We start from the raw sequence: 18,861 nt of genomic DNA on the forward strand, positions 1-18,861 counted from the left end.
ACATGAAAAAAAGATTTCTCTATATAGCGAGCTTGTGCCTGTCGATGACATTGTTTTCAGGCTGTAAGGATTATCTGGAACAGGCTCCCCTCGATGCTCCGGCTACTGGTCAGTTTTTTAATAACCAGACCGAAATGAACGTAGCGCTGAACGCTATCTACAAATCGGCCTACTGGAATACAGGTAATACACCCTATCAGTCGATGATGGATGGCTGGACCGATATTGCCTTGCTACGTGCTGTCGATTTGGGCGAAGGCAACTTCGACGTATTCAACGCGCATCCTAAAAACATCTGGACGTTTGCCTACACGACGATTCAGCAAGCCAACACGATGTTGCAGGGGATGGAAGTCGGGAAAAATAACGTACCGGCGGCTACGTATAATCGACTTCAGGCTGAAGCGCGCGTGCTACGTGCCTACGCTTATTTCTATCTGGCATTCATGTTTGGCGATGCGCCACTGATCACGAAACCGCTGTTGCCAACGGAGTTTTATTCACAGACGCGGGCTTCCAAGGCCGACATTATCAAGTTTATTTATAGTGAGCTTGATGCTGCCGCTGCTGTGCTGGCCTGGACACCCTCCGATTTTGGTCGGATGAGTAAAGCGGTTGCGCTGGGATTCAAAGCTCGTACAGCCTTATTCAACAAGGAGTATCAGCTGGCTGCCGAAACGACCAAACAGATTATCGATGGCGCGGGGCTAGGACTGAATCCGAACTTTGGCAACCTGTTTACGCGAACCGGGCAGACGGCCAATGCGGGGAAAGAAATCATGTATATGATTCTGCATTCCGAAGCGGACGCCAATTCCATTACGTACTTACCGTTGGGCAGTATTTCGCGGGCAGCGGGTGGCCAGTCGGGGCGATTCCCGCAACAGCGGCTGGTCGATATGTTCGAAGCCAAAGATGGGAAGCGTATCGATGAATCGACCGTGTATAATCCAGCCACGCCAAGCAAAAATCGCGATCTGCGTCTGAAATACACGGTGGCGATTCCGGGCGATACGATTTCGATGAACCTCAGAACGCTGGTGTACGATATTTATAAAAACACGACGTCGTTCCGAAACGCCAGTGGTGCCTGGGCAAACGCTACGAATGCTGATTTTGATAATGCGTTTGGACCGGCTAAAAGTGGTGTTGGTTTGCTTCATGCGAAATATACCTTCACGGCCGAAGATGCGTTTACGGCCCGTGTTGGGTTCATTATGATGCGCTACGCCGAGATTTTGCTGATGTATGCGGAAGCAAAAATTGAACAGAATCAGATCGACGCTTCCGTAATCAACGCACTGAATCTGGTACGTAGCCGGGCCGGGCAGCCAGTTGTGGAAACCGCTATTCGAAACGATCAGGCTAAATTGCGGCAGTTGGTACGTCGGGAGCGAGTGGCTGAGCTGGCTATGGAAGGTTTCCGCTGGTTCGATATCCGCCGTTGGGATATTGCCGATCTGGTGATGCCGCAGCAGGTGATGGGTGTGGCTAAAGATCCGGCCAAAGTACCCGCCATTCCGACTTTCAAAACCAACGCTACGTATGATCTGAATAGTATTCCGGTTTATACTGGCAGTGAAAGCCTTCGGTTGGTACGTGAAAATCGGTTTTGGTATCCAAAGCTTAACTTGCTGCCCGTGCCACAGTCGGAGCGGGATATTAACCCATCGCTGACCCAAAATCCGGGGTGGTAAATAGTTTATGGTTTATAGTCTATTGTTGTCACAGACAGCATCCTGCTGTCGAAGCCACGCCAGTGGCTAACTGGGTAGCTACAACTTAGCCTACGGCTTCGACAGCAGGATGCTGTCTGTGACAACCTAATCACTCGGTTTAACCATAAACGAGTAAATAAATTCAGTACGAATGAATCGACGGAGTTTTATTGAACAATTTTCGGTTGGGAGTGGAGCTGCTTTGGCGGCTCCATTACTGCCATTATCTACGTCTGCTCAAGCCAATCAAGAGCGGTCGTTTTTACGTACTGGACAGGCTGAACGTAAAGCCGATTTAGTGATTGCAGGTGGTGGTCTCGGCGGTTGTGCGGCTGCTCTGGCTGCGCTTCGGAACAAATTGACGGTTATTTTGACGGAAGAAACCGATTGGATTGGCGGACAGTTGACCCAGCAGGGCGTTCCTCCTGATGAACACGACTGGATTGAAACACACGGCGGTACCAAACTCTACCGCGATTTTCGTAAAGCGGTACGTGCCTATTATATCCAGAATTACCCGCTAACCGATTCGGCCAAATCGCGTCAGTTTCTCAATCCGGGCGATGGCGTTGTGTCTAAATTATGCCATGAACCCAGAGTTGCGTTGGCTGTATTGCAGCAAATGCTGGCTCCCTATATCAGCACGGGCCAGCTAACCTTATTGATCGAACACAAGGTGACGGCTGCCGATGTCACGGGCGATAAAGTTCGGGCATTGAAAGCCGTTAGCCAACGTAGCGGCAAGGAAATAATTCTTTCGGCTCCGTATTTTGTTGATGCCACCGAACTCGGCGACTTGCTGCCGTTGACAGGCACCGAATACGTAACAGGAGCGGAGTCGAAGAAGGAAACGCGGGAATTGCACGCACCCGAAAAAGCTGATCCCAACAATTGCCAGGCGTTTACGATGTGTTTCGCGATGGACTACGTAGCCGGAGCCAATCACGTCATCGACAAGCCCAAAGAATATGAGTTCTGGCGAAACTACACGCCCAACGTGACGCCAGCCTGGTCGGGCAAACTGCTCGATCTGGCCTATTCGAATCCTAAAACCTTAGAACCAAAGAAACTGGGTTTTCATCCTGAAGGTTTGAAAACAGGTGATAGCCTCAATCTGTGGAATTATCGCCGAATTATCAGCAAAGCCAATTTTAAGCCGGGTACGTATCTGGGCGATATTTCCAACGTAAACTGGCCACAAAACGATTATACGCTGGGTAATCTGATTGGCGCCAGCGAAACGAATTTCAAAAAGCACGTAGATCGGGCGAAGCAACTCAGTTTGTCGCTATTGTATTGGCTACAAACCGAAGCGCCCCGACCCGATGGTGGGCAGGGATGGTCGGGATTGCGACTACGTAACGACATAATGGGCACCGAAGATGGTCTGGCAAAGTACCCCTACATTCGGGAGTCTCGTCGAATCAAAGCCGTTTTTACCGTTCTCGAAGAACACGTTGGGGCTGACAATCGCGCGTTGATTACGGGCAAGAAAGATAATACGGCCGCTGACTTTCATGACAGTGTTGGCGTAGGTTATTATCATATCGATTTACACCCCAGCACCAGTGGTAACAACTACATTGATTTTGGCTCGCTGCCGTTCCAGATTCCGCTAGGTGCTCTGCTGCCAAAACGGGTTGATAACCTGCTTCCTGCCAACAAAAATATCGGCACAACCCACATCACGAACGGCTGTTATCGGCTTCATCCAGTCGAGTGGAGTATTGGTGAGGCCGTGGGCATGCTGGTGGCGTATTCGCTCGATAAAAAGGTAATTCCCCGCGCCGTTCGGGAGAAAGAGCCGCTTCTCCACGATTTTCAGACGATGATTCGTTCGCAGGGAATTGAGACAAGCTGGCCTAAACCGTAAGTCTGATTCGTTGTCTAATTTTCGACAGGATTGACAGGATGAACAGGATTTATTTTGTCAAGGATATGCGTCCTACTGGTGTCAAATGTCTATGAAGCTCAAACAGCCTCTATGCCTAACACGTAACAAATCCTGTCAATCCTGTCGAAAGAAAAACGTAACTGAATATGTATAAACTCATTGCCTTGCTTTTGCTGGCATTTACGGCAACGGCTCAGTCGCCGATACCAGCGCTTATTCCGGCTCCACAAACACTGGAGCCCCGCTCTGGCGCGTTTGTTATCACCCCGCAAACCCGACTGGCTATTCTGACGCCTTCGCCCGATGTGCGGAAGATGGTGATTGACAACCTTCCCGGTATTCAAGTCTCCGATGCACCTAAAGTGGCAAAAGCCATTACGGTTCGGGTGGCGAATATCGACGGTGTTGGCCCGGAAGGATACGACCTGCTTGTGACGCCGACGGGTATTACATTGACAGCTCCACAACCTGCTGGCGTTTTCTACGGTCTGCAAACGATGCGGCAACTGTTGCCCGTTACGAAGTCGTTTCGCGATCAGTCGATTCCGGCGTTGCATATCCGCGATCAGCCCCGCTTTGGCTGGCGCGGTCTGATGCTGGATGTGAGTCGCCATTTCTTCGATAAAGCCTTCGTGAAGAAATTCATTGACCAGATGGCGCAATACAAATTCAACGTATTTCACTGGCATCTCACCGACGATCAGGGATGGCGTGTACAGATCAACAGCTTACCCAAACTGACCGAAGTGGGAGCCTGGCGCGTACCCCGTACTGGCCGCTGGTGGGACATCGAAAACCCGCAGCCGAGCGAGGTGCCTTCCTACGGTGGTTTTTACACGCAGGACGATATTCGGGAAGTGGTTCGGTACGCACAGGAACGTAACATTACCATAGTGCCGGAAATCGACATGCCGGGCCATATTATGTCGGCCATTGCCGCTTATCCAAATCTGACCTGCGGTAAAAAACAGGTGGTGGTGCCGCCCAACGGGAAGTTTTATAAGCTGGAAGACAATACGTTAAATCCCTGCAACGACAGTACGTATCTGTTTATCGACAAGGTGTTTACCGAAATTGCCCAGCTCTTTCCGGGACCCTATATTCACGTTGGGGGCGACGAAGCCTACAAAGGATTCTGGGATAAATGTGAGGAATGCAAAGCCACAATGGCGGCTAACAACCTGAAAAACGTAGAAGAACTGCAAAGCTATTTCATCAAACGGGTGGAGAAAATCGTTCAGTCGAAAGGCAAAAAGCTGATCGGCTGGGACGAAATTCTGGAAGGTGGTCTGGCCCCTGATGCTACCGTCATGAGCTGGCGGGGCATGAAAGGCGGGATCGAAGCGGCTAAACAAAATCATCCGGTTATTATGACGCCGTACCAGTTCTGTTATCTGGATTTGTATCAGGGCGAGTCTTCGGCAGAACCGGCTTCCTACGGCATTTGCCGACTCAGTACGTCCTATTCGTTCGAACCGGTTCCGGATAGTGTCGATGCGAAGTTGATTCTGGGTGGTCAGGGCAATTTGTGGGCGGAGAACGTACCGAATACGCGCCATGCCGAATATATGGTTTGGCCTCGTGCCTTCGCGCTGTCGGAGGTGTTGTGGTCACCTAAAGGCCAGCGAAACTGGACGAACTTTGTGGATCGAATGGAAGTTCATTTCAAGCGATTCGACGCGCAGGATGTGAATTATTCCCGGTCAGTTTACAACCCCTACGCTACGTTCAAAAAGCATCCGATGGGCATGATCGAGGTAACGCTGAATCATGAACTGCCCGATACGTATCTGTATTATTCGACGGATAACACCATTCCCGACGATCATTTTCCGCTCTATACGCAACCGTTTATGATGCCCAAAGGCGCTGATCGGATCAAAGTTGTGGCGTATCGTAACGGCAAACCAATCGGGCGAATGATTGACGTTACGTTGCCCGATATGGAAAAACGAGTTCAGTAGCCTGGACGTCCACGTCCGGGTTAATTTTAATGCTCGCCCGGACGTGGACGTCCAGGCTACAACTCATGAAACCAATAAATCTCTTACTAATTCTGTCGATCGCGTTGTTTTCGTTTAATTCCCAGCGATCGACGTTATGGGACGATAACGTAGTAGTAGCGCCCGATAGCAGCCGTTTTACGGCGATGGCGTTGGTTCAGGGCCTGGACGAGCCCATGGAAATGGGTATTCTGCCAAACGACAACGTACTGATTGTGGAGCGGAAAGGCGGCATTCGGTTATATGATGCCGGGCTAAAACAGCTAAAAACAATTGCCCACCTCAATGTCTTCAGCGGTATCGAAGATGGATTGTTAGGCGTTGCCGTTGATCCAGACTACGCGAAAAACAACTGGATTTACCTCTACTACGGCGTTGGTGGCGACAAGTGGATTAGTCATCTGGCGCGGTATGAACTAAAAGGTGATCAACTGATTCAGGCATCGAAAAAGGTATTGCTGGAAATACCGACGCAACGTAAATACTGTTGCCACTCGGCGGGTTATCTGACGTTTTCGAACGGGTTGCTCTATCTCTCGACCGGCGATAATACCAATGCCGAAGAAATTGAAGGGCACAATCCAACCGATGAACGGCCCGGTCGCGAACTCTCAGACGATCAAGCATCGACGGCTAACAGCAACGATCTGCGCGGTAAAATCCTGCGTATCAAACCCGAACCCGACGGTACCTATTCAATTCCTGATGGCAACCTATTCCCGAAAGATGGTTCGAAAGGCCGCCCGGAGATTTACGTAATGGGTTGCCGAAATCCGTTCCGTGTATCGGTCGATCCGAAAAATGGCTATGTCTACTGGGGCGACGTAGGCCCCGATACGAACGTACCGGCTGAGGAAGGTACGCTCAGTTATGACGAAATCAATCAGGCTCGCAAACCGGGCTTTTTTGGGTATCCGTATTTTTTAGGGAACAACGAAGCGTTCCCGAAATACGATTTCGCGACGAAGCAGGAAGGGCCAAAGCAGGACCCGCTACGTCCGGTCAACAACTCTCCGCACAACACGGGCGTTCGTGAGTTGCCACCGGCACAGCCCGCAATGATCTGGTACGGTAAACAGGCGTCGAAACGATTTCCGCTGGTTGGTAAAGGTGGGGCCAGTGCTATGGCCGGGCCGGTGTATTACCGTGATCAGTTTCCTGATGCTATGTATCGATTACCCGCTTATTACGATGGTAAACTGCTGATTTACGACTGGATACGTCGCTGGATGATGGCCGTTACGTTCGACAAAGACGGTAATTACGTTAGCATGGAGCCTTTTCTGCCTCATTTGAAACTGGTAGCGCCGATGGATATGCAGTTTAACCGGGATGGTTCGCTGTATATTTTAGCGTATGGAACCAACTGGTTTGCCAATAATACGGATGCCGGATTAATTCGGGTGGAGTATTCGGAAGGGAATCGGAAACCCATTGCTGATATTCAGGTCGAAAAGCGATACGGTGCAGCCCCTATGACGGTGAAATTGTCGGCGGCTGGTTCGAAAGATTATGATGCGGGCGACCAGTTAACCTATTCGTGGCAGATTGGAACGAAAAAGCTAGCCGGTAGCGACGTAACGACTACGTTGAGCAAACCGGGTGTTTATCCTGTTACGTTGATTGTGTCGGATCAGCACGGCGGGCAGGGCGTGTCGACAACCAAGCTCCACGTAGGCAATACACCGCCACAGGTACGTATCAACACGAATGCCAACCGAAGTTTTTACTGGGATCATACGACGCTCGATTACCGAATCAGCATCAAAGACCCGGAGGATAAAACGATCGTTCCAGCCAACGTAACGACTTCGTTTACGTACCTGCCGTATGGCAAAGACATTGCCAGCGTTTTGTCGGGTGGGCATACCGTAACGGCACATGTGCAGGGCGAAAAACTCATAGCCGCTTCTGACTGCAAATCGTGTCATGCGCTCGACAAAACCTCCATTGGGCCGAGCCTCAGAGCAATATCGGATCGGTATAAAGGAAAACCAGATGTAGTGGACCCGCTTGCGCAGAAAGTGATTAAGGGGGGCAGTGGTGTTTGGGGAAAATACGCCATGTCGGCGCATCCCGATTTGTCAGCCCAGGATGCCAAAGAGATGGTTGGTTATATACTGTCGCTTAGTCAGCAGAAACCGAAGCTGGCCATGCAGGGGACATTGACTCTCAACGAACACGTCGGCAAAGGAACAAACGGCGCTTATGTGTTGCTGGCCAGCTACACGGACAAAGGCGCTAACGGCATTGAGCCGCTCACCTCCCGCGGATACGTAGCACTACGTAACCCGCTGATTCAGATGGAAGATAACGACCGGGGCAATGTGGGCGTCGTCATTGCTACAGCGAATACGGGCTTTATTTCCTATATCCGTAAAATTTACGACAACAGTTTCGTCGTGTTCGACAAGCTCGACCTGGCCCACGTGAGTCAGATCAAATTTCGGGTACAGCCGCACGGAGCCGGTGGCCGGATTGAGGTTCGGGTAGATAGCCTGAAAGGTCCCGTTGTTGGATCGGTAGAAGTCCCGTCGGGAACTGTTTCTGATTTGAAAACAGGCTGGACTGACGTAATCGCTTCCGTCAAATCTACCCAGGGTTTACATAACCTATACTTCGTATTCACCAATCCAACTGCCGACAAGAAGGAATTATTCTACATCGACTGGATGTATTTTGAACGGACATCCGGAACGAAATAAACGGAGCAGGATACGGATTGAAAACAATACACTGATTAATCGACAACGTATTATCCGACAGCTTTCGATAGGCTTAGTGCCCACAGAGGCAGCGAATTCGCGCCTTGGTAATTGATGACGTATGCTCTGTGCCTCTGTGGGTGATTTTAATTGACTAAGTTCGTTGCCAAACTTCCGTAGACACCATACCATCAACGGCGCTTGCCTGGCGTTTACGTAGTAGTCCGGCCAGACTGAGCTCTTGCTGCCAATTGGCTAGCTGTTTGATGCCGATTCCGGCGGTGAGTCGAAAAAAGCAGATCATGATCCACAACAGTGCTTTTTGCCACCAGACCGGTGTGCGCACAAAATCGGTGACCAGCCATAAACCATCTGACTTTAATACTGACAACACTGTCGGAATAAGCTGCTGACGTAGCGTTGCTTCATTGAATAGATCCAGCAGAAATGGCGTCAGTACTACGTCGAACGAGGGGGGACTTTCCAGCGTCATTACGTCGCCTACCCGGAATTCGATCGAGGCAAAAATGGGAGTATTGAGCATCCGCTCGGTGGCGAGAGAAACCATCCGGGCCGATGAATCCAGAAAAAGAATGTGTTTTGGCCTGGCCAGCTGGGATAATTTTTCCAGCGTCTGGCCGGTTCCTCCGCCAACCACCAGCACCGAAGCACCGTCGGGAATGTCGCTTAGAAATGCAGTTTGAGCATCCTGTAATTTGCGGCCGAAGACAAGGCTGGACAGTAAATCGTAAATTGGAGCTACCCAGTCGAATTGGGCGACGGATTTGGGTCTGTAGTTCATGATGCCTGTTTCGCCATTCGGTAATAAATATAAATAGACAGCTGGGCCAGGTCGTTATAATAAGGCTTTCGTAAAGCTACTACCGAACACTAAACTAATTTGCCGTACCGTTGGTAGAACTATACAATTACAGCCAAAACTATCCACGATACGCAAACTTATGGCTACGCTGATCGCTGAAATTGCTTCTTATTCTGTGTTGTTTGCACACGGTAATACGCCCAATCAATTACCTTATCGGAACCGGTTCATTCATTTGCACCTGGCGCCAAATGCGGATAATCTACAACTGTATATTCTGAGCTTTGTACCAGAAGCCAGGAATGCATCGACCGGGAAACTGGAAAAACTACCCGACAGTACGTATCGGGGGGGCACAACAATTCCTATCGACGAGTTTGCTGCGTATTACGAACTGCTACGTACCGAAAAGCCGGTATCAATACGACTGGATTTCGTTGGCGATCTGTCGGATATAACCCCGGACGACCCTATGCCATTAAGCGGTTTCACGTTCTTTACGGATTAGGAGTAATGATTTGATGCCTCCTGCGAAGCGAACGCTCAGTTTGGATACAACAATCCCCGATTGGGAAACATTGTCCTGATTGCCGTTGATGACATTTGCATGGTAGAAAGACATACTAAAAACATGCAAAACGTAACAGTCAAAAACAGAAATTGGGATATTGCCGCCCACATGTATTTCCCCGAGCCGTTCGACCAATCAAAAAAATACAGTGCCATCGTCTGCGTGCATCCTGGAAGTAGCGTGAAAGAACAAACGGCCGGTTTATATGCTGAAAAATTAGCGCAAACGGGTTTTATTACACTAGCGTTTGATGCGTCCTTTCAGGGCGAAAGTGGGGGCGTACCCCGTTATCTGGAAGATCCGGCTACCCGTGTGGAAGACATTCGTTGTGCCGTTGATTATCTGACAACAGTAACGTTTGTTGACGAAAATCGCATTGGTGTCTTAGGTATTTGTGCTGGTGGTGGCTATGCTGCCAATGCTGCTTTAACGGAGCGCCGTATAAAAGTAGTAGGAACCGTTGTGGCCACGAATGCAGGTCGCGCGTTTGGCGAATTAAATCCACTACAAACCCTCGAAGCGGTTAGTAAACAACGTACCGCAGAGGCCAGAGGAGCCGACGCTATGATTACCAGCTGGACACCGGATTCCGCCGAAGAGGCCGAGCGGGCTGGCCTGGCCGAATTTGATATGCTGGAAGCTATCGATTATTATAGAACACCAAGGGGCAGTTACCCAACATCCTGTAATAAGCTTCGCTTTACCAGTATGTCTGCCTTGATAACGTTTGACGCTTTTCATTATGCCGAGCGTTTGCTGACCCAGCCCTTGATGGTTATTGTTGGTGATAAAGTAGGCGCTTTTGGCTCGTACAGAGATGGTTTTGACCTCTACAATAAAGCGGCTTCCAGTAACAAACGTATTCATGTTGTTCACGGGGCCAGTCACTATGATTTATACGATCAGCCAGAAGCAACGGGACAGGCGCTTGAGAAATTGATTCCGTTTTACAAGGAGAATTTATAATCGGATTGGGAAGCACGGATATGCAACAGATTAACTCCATATCACAGTTTCATCAACTACTTTCCTTGCCTGAGTCTCTCCATCCTTTGGTAAGTGTTGTACGGGTAGAAGACATTAAACTCAATCCCACCACCGATTGGGAGCATTTCTTTTTGAACTTTTACACCGTATCGTTAAAACGGAATGTACAGGCAAAGGCCAGATACGGACAACAATATTACGACTTTGATACAGGCGTAATGAGTTTTACTGCGCCCCGGCAATTGCAATCGCATGTTATGGTAGATCAGGATTCGCAACAGGAAGTTGGAAGGGGATACGTATTATTAGTTCATCCTGATTTTCTGTTGAAATCGTCAGTTTTGGAGAAAATAAATCAATACGGCTTCTTCGCCTATGCCCTTCATGAAGCCTTACATCTGTCGGCAAGAGAAGAAGCTGATATGCTGGAGATTTTCAGGAAAATTGATCAGGAATGCCAGCATATTGATCAGCACACACAGGATATTATTCTATCACAGATTGATCTGTTGCTCAGCTATAGTAACCGCTTTTACGGGCGACAATTTGTTACCCGGAAGGCGGCTAATAAGGATTTACTGGCCAACCTGGAGCGAGTGCTTGAGGCCTATTTTGAGAAAGGCTTGGGACTGGAAAGTGGACATGTTTCGGTTGATTATGTAGCATCCCAGCTACATGTATCTCCCAGCTACCTCAGTGATGTATTACGGTCCCTAACCGGACAAAATGCCCGGCAGCATATTCAGGAAAAGATACTGGAGAAAGCCAGGTTCTACCTAGCAGCCACTAACCTGTCTGTTGCCGAAATAGCGTATCAGCTAGGGTTTGAGCACCCTCAATCGTTTAATAAATTCTTCAGGAAAAAGAATAATACGTCACCGTTGGCATTTCGGCGTATGTATAATTGACTAAAGGCGAACGCTATTAAAGTGCCTGGAAAAAGAACACCCCGAAAGCGTTAACCTTTCGGGGTGTTCTGGGTAAATAGTGAAAAAACGATTGGTCTAAACCGTAGCTGCCGGGCTGATGCTCACCTGTTCCTGGCTGGTTGCGTTTACCGTTACGGATTGGCCAAAGAGCAGCAACGTAACAGGATGGCTGGAGAAATTTTCGATCACTACGTCCAACTGTGTGGTGGTGATCTGTAGCAAAGCGCCCTGAAAACGAATCTTGAAGGCCAGTGCCTGCCAATGTGTAGGACAGTACGGATTCAATACCAGCTGTGAATGGTTTTCTTCTCCTTTTTCGATACGTAGCCCGCCAAAGCCTTTGACTACGGCCAGCCAGGTTCCGGCCATACTGGTGATGTGGCAGCCGTCTTCCGTATCGTTGTTGTAGTCATCCAGATCGAGCCGGGCCGTACGCAGATACATTTCGTAGGCCTTGTCGCGCAGTCCCAGTTTGGACGCCTGGATGCTGTGCACGCAGGGCGAGAGCGACGACTCGTGTACCGTCATTGGTTCGTAGAAATCGAAATTGCGACGTACCGTTTCGGTGTCGAATTCATCCTCGAAAAAGTAGAGTCCCTGCAAGACATCGGCCTGTTTGATGAAGCAGGAACGTAGTATCCGATCCCACGACCAGTTCTGGTTAATGGGCCGCTGACCCTTCGGAATGTCAGATACGGGCATGATCTCTTTGTCGAGAAAACCATCCTGTTGTAAAAACACCTGCCGTTCCGGGTCGTAGGGGAAGTACATGTTTTCCACAATATGGGTTGCTTTCTCGATCTCTTTCTCTTCGCGGAAGTGAATTCGGTCAATCAGATCAGCGTATTGGTCGGGATTCAGGGATTTTACTTTCGCTACCGCTTCAATCGTATAGCGTAACGTCCAGGCCGCAATGTAGTTGGTATACCAGTTGTTGTTGACGTTGTTTTCGTATTCGTTAGGACCCGTTACGCCCAGCATTACATATTTCGACTTCTCTTTCGACCAATTGACGCGCTGGCTCCAGAAGCGACTGATGGCAATGAGTACTTCCAGCCCGTAGTCGACCAGATAGTGTTCATCGCCCGTATAACGGATATAGTCGTAGATGGCGTAGGCGATAGCTCCGTTGCGGTGAATCTCTTCGAAGGTGATCTCCCATTCGTTATGGCATTCTTCGCCGTTCATGGTCACCATCGGATACAAGGCCGCCCCGGCTCGAAAGCCCAGTTTTCGTCCATTTTCGATGGCTTTGCCCAGCTGTTTGTATCGATAAATCAGGAGGTTGCGGGCTACTTTCTGATCGGCAGTGGCGAGGTAGAAGGGTAAACAGTAGGCTTCGGTATCCCAGTAGGTAGAACCGCCGTATTTCTCACCCGTGAAGCCTTTGGGACCAATATTTAATCGCTCGTCTTCGCCGGTATAGGTTTGATTAAGTTGAAAGATATTGAATCGGATACCCTGCTGAGCCGCCACATCGCCGTCAATAACGATATCGTTCATTTTCCATTTATCGGCCCAGGCCTGCCGTTGTTCGAAGAGCATCTTGTCGAACCCTTTCCGGCTAACCCGCTGCATGCTCTGACGGGCCTCTTTGAAGATGGTATCCGGGTCGTAATTCAAGGATGAAAGATTGACGGCATATTTATAAATCACCGTTTCCTGATCCTGCCGACAGTCGAGCGTCATCCGATTTGCTACGTACTTCTCGTACTTAATCGGCTGGGATTGATAGTCGATTTTTACACCGTCCTGTTCAATTTCAACGCACATCCCCGTTGCTACGTGGAAGCCGGTTTTACGGGTGCGCAGTTCGATATAGGCTTCTCCGTAGCCGGTTTCTTTACGAACTTCGTCCCAGAACGTTTCGTCGTAGTTCGCATCCCGGTTTCGGATAGACCCGTCGATATAGGGCGTAATGGTGATTTTGGCGTCGAAATTCAGGGGTTTGAAGGCGTACCGGATGGCTCCGGCTTCGTCGTCAACAATCGAACAAAACCGTTTGGCATTTACCTGCAGCTCTTTCCCACTTTTCAACGTAGCAATAAACGACCGTTCGAGGTAGCCTTCCTGCATGTTGAGCTCCCGCCGAAACTCGCGGACGTCGCACTGATTAAGATCCAGTGATTCGTACTCTACATCAATATCGATCCCAATCCAGTTAGCCGCATTCAGTACTTTGGCAAAATAATCCGGATAGCCGTTTTTCCACCAGCCAACGCGGGTTTTGTCGGGATAATAAACGCCGGCTACGTAGTTGCCCTGCAGCGTTTTGCCGGTGAATTTTTCCTCGAAGTTGCCCCGTTGCCCAAATCGCCCGTTGCCGAGCGACATCACACTTTCAGAAATTTCATTGAAGTCACGGTGAAAGCCCTCCTCAACAATACTCCAGGGGGCCTGGGTAATATAATTTTTCATTCAATAGTAGGTTAGTTCAAACGGTATTAGGTTCGTGCAGAGGCACAGAGGTAAGCAATATTGCTTAAAAATGCTGGATAAGCGGCACAAAATTAGTTAATTCCTGAGGTTGCTACGGAATAGTTCCCAGCTGGGCCTGTGCAAAGAGTTCAACATCGCGTTTGGAATCAAGATCAATGGCTCCGGCCTCAAAGGGGACTTCAATACAATCCTGCCGGTGTTTGACAATGATCCATTTAGCGCCTTTGTCGCCTTCCAGCTGAAGCATCTGTTCGATGTAGTTCCGGTCGAAAAGTACCGGTACTCCCAATTGATCGTCGTATCGACAGGCAATAATACCCTTGTCGTTATTCACATACGTATCGAGCATATGGAGTAGTAAGCCGACTGAAACCAGGGGTTGGTCGGTCAGGAGCACCATGACGGCGTCGATGTCTTTGTGGGTAATGTACAGGGCAGCCAAGCCCGTTTTAAGTGACGAGGCCATGCCCGTTTGCCAGGCTGCGTTGTCGACCAGCGTGAGGGGGAGTCCGGCCAATTCAGGGACGATCCGTTCCCGGTTGGCGCCCAGAACAACCACCACCGGACCCGCCTGCGTAGCCAGCGCTGTTTCCGAAATCCGGCGCATCAGCGACTGGCCTTTGTAGTGTAGTAATTGCTTGGGTTCGCCACCCATACGCGTTGATGCGCCAGCAGCCAGGATAATCGTTCCTATTTTCAAGATAAATACTGTTTTTAATAAAGATAATGAAAAAACTGAAAGTGGGTAGACCAAAAAGATCGGCAATACCTGTTCGACGTTAACGCGCTCGATGCTGAAATACTTCGTCGGGGTAGCCAACTTCAACCAGCGATAAGCCATCGGCCGGGGCCGCCCGGCCCGCTCTCCGTCGGTCGAGGGCTAGAATAACCTGCTCGAAGTCGGGAACGCCAAGCCGGTTCTGACCAACATCGAGCAACGTACCAACAATGGCTCTGACCATACCATGCAAAAACCGATTCGCTTTTATATGAAACTGCAGGTCGCCATTGGTATCGACAGTCCAGTACGCAAAATCGATTCGGCAGTTAAACGTTTTGACATCCGTCTTTACTTTACTGAAACTCTCAAAATCGGTATGTTTCAGCAGAAGGCTGGCTGCTTCGTTCATTCGATCTACAGACAGCGGCAACGTAAACAGATAAGCTAGTCCATCCCGGAACGGATCTTTCCTACGGATAATCGAGTACTGGTAATACCGGGACGTAGCGGTGTAGCGCGCATGATCGTCTGACCGAACGGGAAAGCAATCATACACGGCAATGTCGTTCGGAATCAGGCTGTTTAGCGAACGTAGCAGATTTTTAGGAATAGCTAGATCGGTTTCGAAGTGTGCAAATTGCTGGCCCGCGTGAACGCCCGTATCGGTTCGGCCACTGCCAACGATAGCAATCGGTTGTCGAAATACCGTTGTCAATGCTGTTTCGAGCACTTCCTGGACGCTCAGACCGTTAGGCTGACGTTGCCAGCCGTGATACTTACTACCTCGATAAGCTAGTTCAAGAAAATAACGCATAGTAGCCACAAAGGTAAACTGTCGTTTGTGACTTTACGTACTTGCGGAATTTTGAGAGGACGAAAGAAGATATGAAAAGAGGGCTTTGCAACGAAGATTAACTAAAGATCTTCAAAGCCGAGCCCTCTCAAAAGAGGAAAGTACGAAAATTAGCCGTTGGCTGTTGTAAATCGCTGTTTTTAAACAGATTACCTTAAGGTTCGTTGGTTATGACAGACGATCTACGAAATAAACACGAAGGTACTATGGAAGGCTTTTAAGTCTGTTGAAATCAGGAAGATAGTGAGTGAATGGCCCTGTAAATGCTCGTTTATAACCGTTCGACCTCAAACCGTAACTCATCGACCAGCTGTTTAAGTCGTTCCGTGCTCGGGGCCGGTTGAGGCATCTGCTGACTGACAAACGCACAAACGTCCCAGACTTCCACTACGTCTTTTAGGGCGATTTCCTGATTGGGAATGCCCGCTTTATCGGCGGTGAGCAGTAAGGTTCCTTTTATTTTGACCTGGTTATAGACCCTGCGGCACTGAATTGTTACGCCCTCTGTCCGCTGGCGCTGAATCAGTAATACGTATAATTTGCCGTCGGCAATATCGAACCAGTTTCGAACAAACTGACCTACCAGCAGCGCACCGGGAAACACAAAATCGGCATCCGCTTCAAACGCCCGATAATGGCCCTGCGGAAGCGTTGGCAGGTGCATGGCGGGCAGGCGATGTAAATACTCACTCTGCTGAAAGCGCTTCCCATAGTCCGCAAACTGATGTTGCATGACAACCGGAATCGTTGGAGCAATGGATTGAGACGACGATGGTTGCCGGGCTACTGTATTCGATCCTTCGTACACGTTGTTGAACGTCAATACGTCGGGTTGACGAGAGACTGATCCCGAGCCTGAATGAGCAAATAACTGATCAACCGCCGACGGATCAGCGCCCGATTGATTCGCCGAAAAGGGTATCGATGGCGATCGTTCCGGGGTCTGGGCTTCCTGGTGCGGCCGTACCGGCGACGTAATGACGGGTGGCGTTGGGGCAGGCCGTTCAGCTGAGCGACGGGGCTCTTCCTGAGGCCGGTAATAGTGGTTTAGTACCGACGATAATGGCTTTGGCTCGGGAGTTGCTGCCGGTTGGCTCGGCTGGGCGAAAATGTCTGGAAAATCGGGATGCTGGAATGGATCATCATCGGTCGAATCCAGTTTGCCGTCTGACCGAATGCCGGTCGAATCACTACGTCCGGCGGGTTTGCTCGATTGGCCTAACGGTATGCTTAAACTTGGCGTTTCACGGATTTTACGTAGGTCCTGACGGGTAAGTAGTTCAACCGTTGTATTAAAAGCCTTGGCGATGGCCTGAATATTTTGCTGGTTCGGGTTGGCGCGTCCTTCTTCGTAGGCCCCTAACAACGAACGTTTTATATTGATTTTTCGGGAGAATTGCTCCTGCGTTAGCCCATTGAGTTTGCGCAGATAGCGGATGTTATCACTGACAAGCGTCATCCGTTGGGTTGGCTAAAGTTTCAGCTAATATAAACGTTTCACGTTTTAAAAGCCAACGTTGCCCTATACTACTAACTATTTGTACTTTTAGGGTATTCTTTTGGTTAATCGGCTTCAATTCCTGTCCGCACTATGCATACTATATTCTCAGCCAACGATCTGCACGATACAATACGTAGCGTTTTTACGGCTCAGCGCCAGCATGCCGCTCAAATGGCACTTACCACGGCCGCGCAACGTATCGAACGAATCAGGCGGATCGGGAAGTGGGTCGATAAACACGAGGAGGCTATTCAGCAGGCTATGTACGAGGATTTTCGCAAGCCAGCCGCCGAAGTATCGCTGGCTGAGCTGATGGCGTTACGTTCGGAAATCAACTATACCATTCAACACCTGGGCAACTGGATGAAGTCGCACCGTTTGCCAACACCAACGGTTCTGATTGGGACAAAAAGCTATATCCGGTATGAACCCAAAGGGGTAGTGCTGATTATAGCTCCCTGGAATTATCCGTTTGTGCTGGCGATTCGTCCGCTGGTTTCGGCTATTGCAGCTGGTAACGTAGCCATAATTAAACCTTCCGAGCTGACGCCCAATACCGCCAAATTGATCAGCCGTATGATTGAGGAATTGTTTCCGGTGGAAGAAGTCGATGTGTTTGAAGGTGATGCCGAAGTGTCGACAGCATTACTAGAGATGCCATTCAACCATATTTTCTTTACGGGAAGTCCGGCAGTTGGTCGAGTCGTGATGACAGCCGCTGCCAAACAGCTGGCATCGGTTACACTGGAGTTGGGCGGCAAGTCGCCCGCCATCGTCGATGAAACGGCGAACATCAAACAATCGGCTGAACGGCTGGCCTGGGGTAAATGTGTTAACAACGGGCAAACCTGCATTGCACCCGATTATGTACTGGTTCATCAATCCGTTAAAGACAATTTTCTGCAAGCGTTTAGAGCGGCTGTTTCGGCTATGTATAGGGGTGACAATAAGCCTGTTGTGGATTCAGACAGCTACGCCCGGATTGTAAACAGCCGGCATTTTGAACGGCTTCGGAATCTGGTTGACGAGGCTGTTGCGAAAGGGGCCGTCGTTAGCATGGGTGGGACGATGGACGCATCCCAGAACTTTATTGAGCCAACTATTCTGGAGCGCGTTACGTCCGATATGCTGATCATGCACGAAGAAATTTTTGGCCCAATCCTTCCGGTGTTAACGTATACGGATCTCGACGAGGCCCTGGCCGTTGTGAACGAGCGCGACAAGCCACTGGCGCTGTATATCCACAGCCGAAACCGTCAGACCATCGATTACATTATCAACCGGACATCGGCCGGTGATACGGTGATCAACGAAACGCTGATTCATTTTAGTAATTCCGAATTACCGTTTGGGGGCGTAAACAACAGCGGTTTTGGTAAGTCGAATGGATTTTTCAGCTTTCAGGAGTTTTCGAATCATCGGGGCATCATGCAGCGTGATTTCGGGACAATGAAATTTATTTATCCGCCGTATACAGATACCGTTAGGAAATTAATTCGGTTTATTGGTAAGTACCTTTAAACACTCATACGAGGTTATTTATACGAGCAGGTCTATCATTACCGATAGGCCTGCTCGTGTTTATGCCATACTACGGGTTTTACTCATGTTCTGTTCGTGGCCTGCTCCGTTTTGCCTCTGAAGTGATGATAGGTAACTTTTATTCAGATTCTAAAAAATTGAAGCCTTATTGGTTGGTTACCTGGTAGATAGGTGA

Annotated in this window: 13 protein-coding genes; 8 read left to right on the forward strand and 5 right to left on the reverse strand. The window is 49.4% G+C overall.

Going from position 1 to position 18,861, the window contains the following annotated elements; all coding sequences use genetic code 11:
* The first annotated feature begins 2 nt into the window (after positions 1-2).
* The 4 genes from GK108_RS13785 to GK108_RS13800 all read left to right on the forward strand — a co-directional run bounded on the left by GK108_RS13785 (position 3) and on the right by GK108_RS13800 (position 8,320).
* On the forward strand, positions 3-1,697 hold the full coding sequence (locus GK108_RS13785) for a RagB/SusD family nutrient uptake outer membrane protein (RefSeq protein ID WP_163949048.1): 1,695 nt from the start codon (positions 3-5) through the stop codon (positions 1,695-1,697).
* 172 nt (positions 1,698-1,869) lie between these two features.
* Positions 1,870-3,591, forward strand: coding sequence for an FAD-dependent oxidoreductase (locus GK108_RS13790; protein WP_163949051.1), 1,722 nt, complete (start codon positions 1,870-1,872; stop codon positions 3,589-3,591).
* 167 nt (positions 3,592-3,758) lie between these two features.
* The gene (locus GK108_RS13795; protein ID WP_163949054.1) at positions 3,759-5,576 is read left to right on the forward strand and encodes a beta-N-acetylhexosaminidase; all 1,818 of its coding nucleotides are present in this window, start codon (positions 3,759-3,761) and stop codon (positions 5,574-5,576) included.
* 65 nt (positions 5,577-5,641) lie between these two features.
* The gene (locus tag GK108_RS13800; RefSeq protein WP_163949058.1) at positions 5,642-8,320 is read left to right on the forward strand and encodes a PQQ-dependent sugar dehydrogenase; all 2,679 of its coding nucleotides are present in this window, start codon (positions 5,642-5,644) and stop codon (positions 8,318-8,320) included.
* Between the two features lie 154 nt (positions 8,321-8,474).
* On the opposite strand, the gene GK108_RS13805 is transcribed toward GK108_RS13800, so the two are convergent.
* Positions 8,475-9,122 carry a class I SAM-dependent methyltransferase gene (locus GK108_RS13805; protein ID WP_163949061.1) on the reverse strand — a complete coding sequence of 216 codons (648 nt, stop codon included), beginning with the start codon at positions 9,120-9,122 and terminating at the stop codon, positions 8,475-8,477.
* 160 nt (positions 9,123-9,282) lie between these two features.
* Here GK108_RS13805 and GK108_RS13810 point away from each other — a divergent pair, with 160 nt between their 5' ends.
* The 3 genes from GK108_RS13810 (at position 9,283) to GK108_RS13820 (ending at position 11,609) form a co-directional block, all read left to right on the forward strand.
* On the forward strand, positions 9,283-9,651 hold the full coding sequence (locus GK108_RS13810) for a hypothetical protein (RefSeq protein WP_163949065.1): 369 nt from the start codon (positions 9,283-9,285) through the stop codon (positions 9,649-9,651).
* 123 nt (positions 9,652-9,774) lie between these two features.
* Positions 9,775-10,680, forward strand: a complete 906-nt coding sequence (locus GK108_RS13815; RefSeq protein ID WP_163949068.1) for an alpha/beta hydrolase — start codon at positions 9,775-9,777, stop codon at positions 10,678-10,680.
* A 65-nt stretch (positions 10,681-10,745) separates the two neighbouring features.
* The gene (locus GK108_RS13820; protein WP_246224892.1) at positions 10,746-11,609 is read left to right on the forward strand and encodes a helix-turn-helix domain-containing protein; all 864 of its coding nucleotides are present in this window, start codon (positions 10,746-10,748) and stop codon (positions 11,607-11,609) included.
* 96 nt (positions 11,610-11,705) lie between these two features.
* Here the strand turns inward: GK108_RS13820 and GK108_RS13825 are convergent, their stop codons facing one another.
* The 4 genes from GK108_RS13825 to GK108_RS13840 form a co-directional block, all read right to left on the reverse strand.
* Complete coding sequence (locus GK108_RS13825) at positions 11,706-14,048, reverse strand: glycoside hydrolase family 65 protein (RefSeq protein WP_163949073.1); 2,343 nt, start codon at positions 14,046-14,048, stop codon at positions 11,706-11,708.
* 112 nt (positions 14,049-14,160) lie between these two features.
* Positions 14,161-14,769 (reverse strand): nucleotidyltransferase family protein, encoded by a 609-nt coding sequence (locus GK108_RS13830; protein WP_262887417.1) that lies wholly within the window; start codon positions 14,767-14,769, stop codon positions 14,161-14,163.
* 79 nt (positions 14,770-14,848) lie between these two features.
* Positions 14,849-15,604, reverse strand: coding sequence for a tRNA pseudouridine(38-40) synthase TruA (gene truA, locus GK108_RS13835; RefSeq protein ID WP_163949079.1), 756 nt, complete (start codon positions 15,602-15,604; stop codon positions 14,849-14,851).
* Between the two features lie 310 nt (positions 15,605-15,914).
* Positions 15,915-17,102: a helix-turn-helix domain-containing protein gene (locus tag GK108_RS13840; RefSeq protein WP_163949082.1), complete on the reverse strand. Its 1,188-nt coding sequence runs from the start codon at positions 17,100-17,102 to the stop codon at positions 15,915-15,917.
* 132 nt (positions 17,103-17,234) lie between these two features.
* On the opposite strand from GK108_RS13840, the gene GK108_RS13845 reads away from it, so the two are divergent.
* A complete protein-coding gene (locus GK108_RS13845; RefSeq protein ID WP_163949085.1) occupies positions 17,235-18,665 on the forward strand; it encodes an aldehyde dehydrogenase family protein in 1,431 nt (476 codons plus the stop codon).
* The last annotated feature ends 196 nt before the right edge of the window (positions 18,666-18,861 follow it).

The sequence above is a fragment of the Spirosoma terrae genome (assembly GCF_010435915.1).
GTDB classification, from domain to species: Bacteria; Bacteroidota; Bacteroidia; order Cytophagales; family Spirosomataceae; genus Spirosoma; species Spirosoma terrae.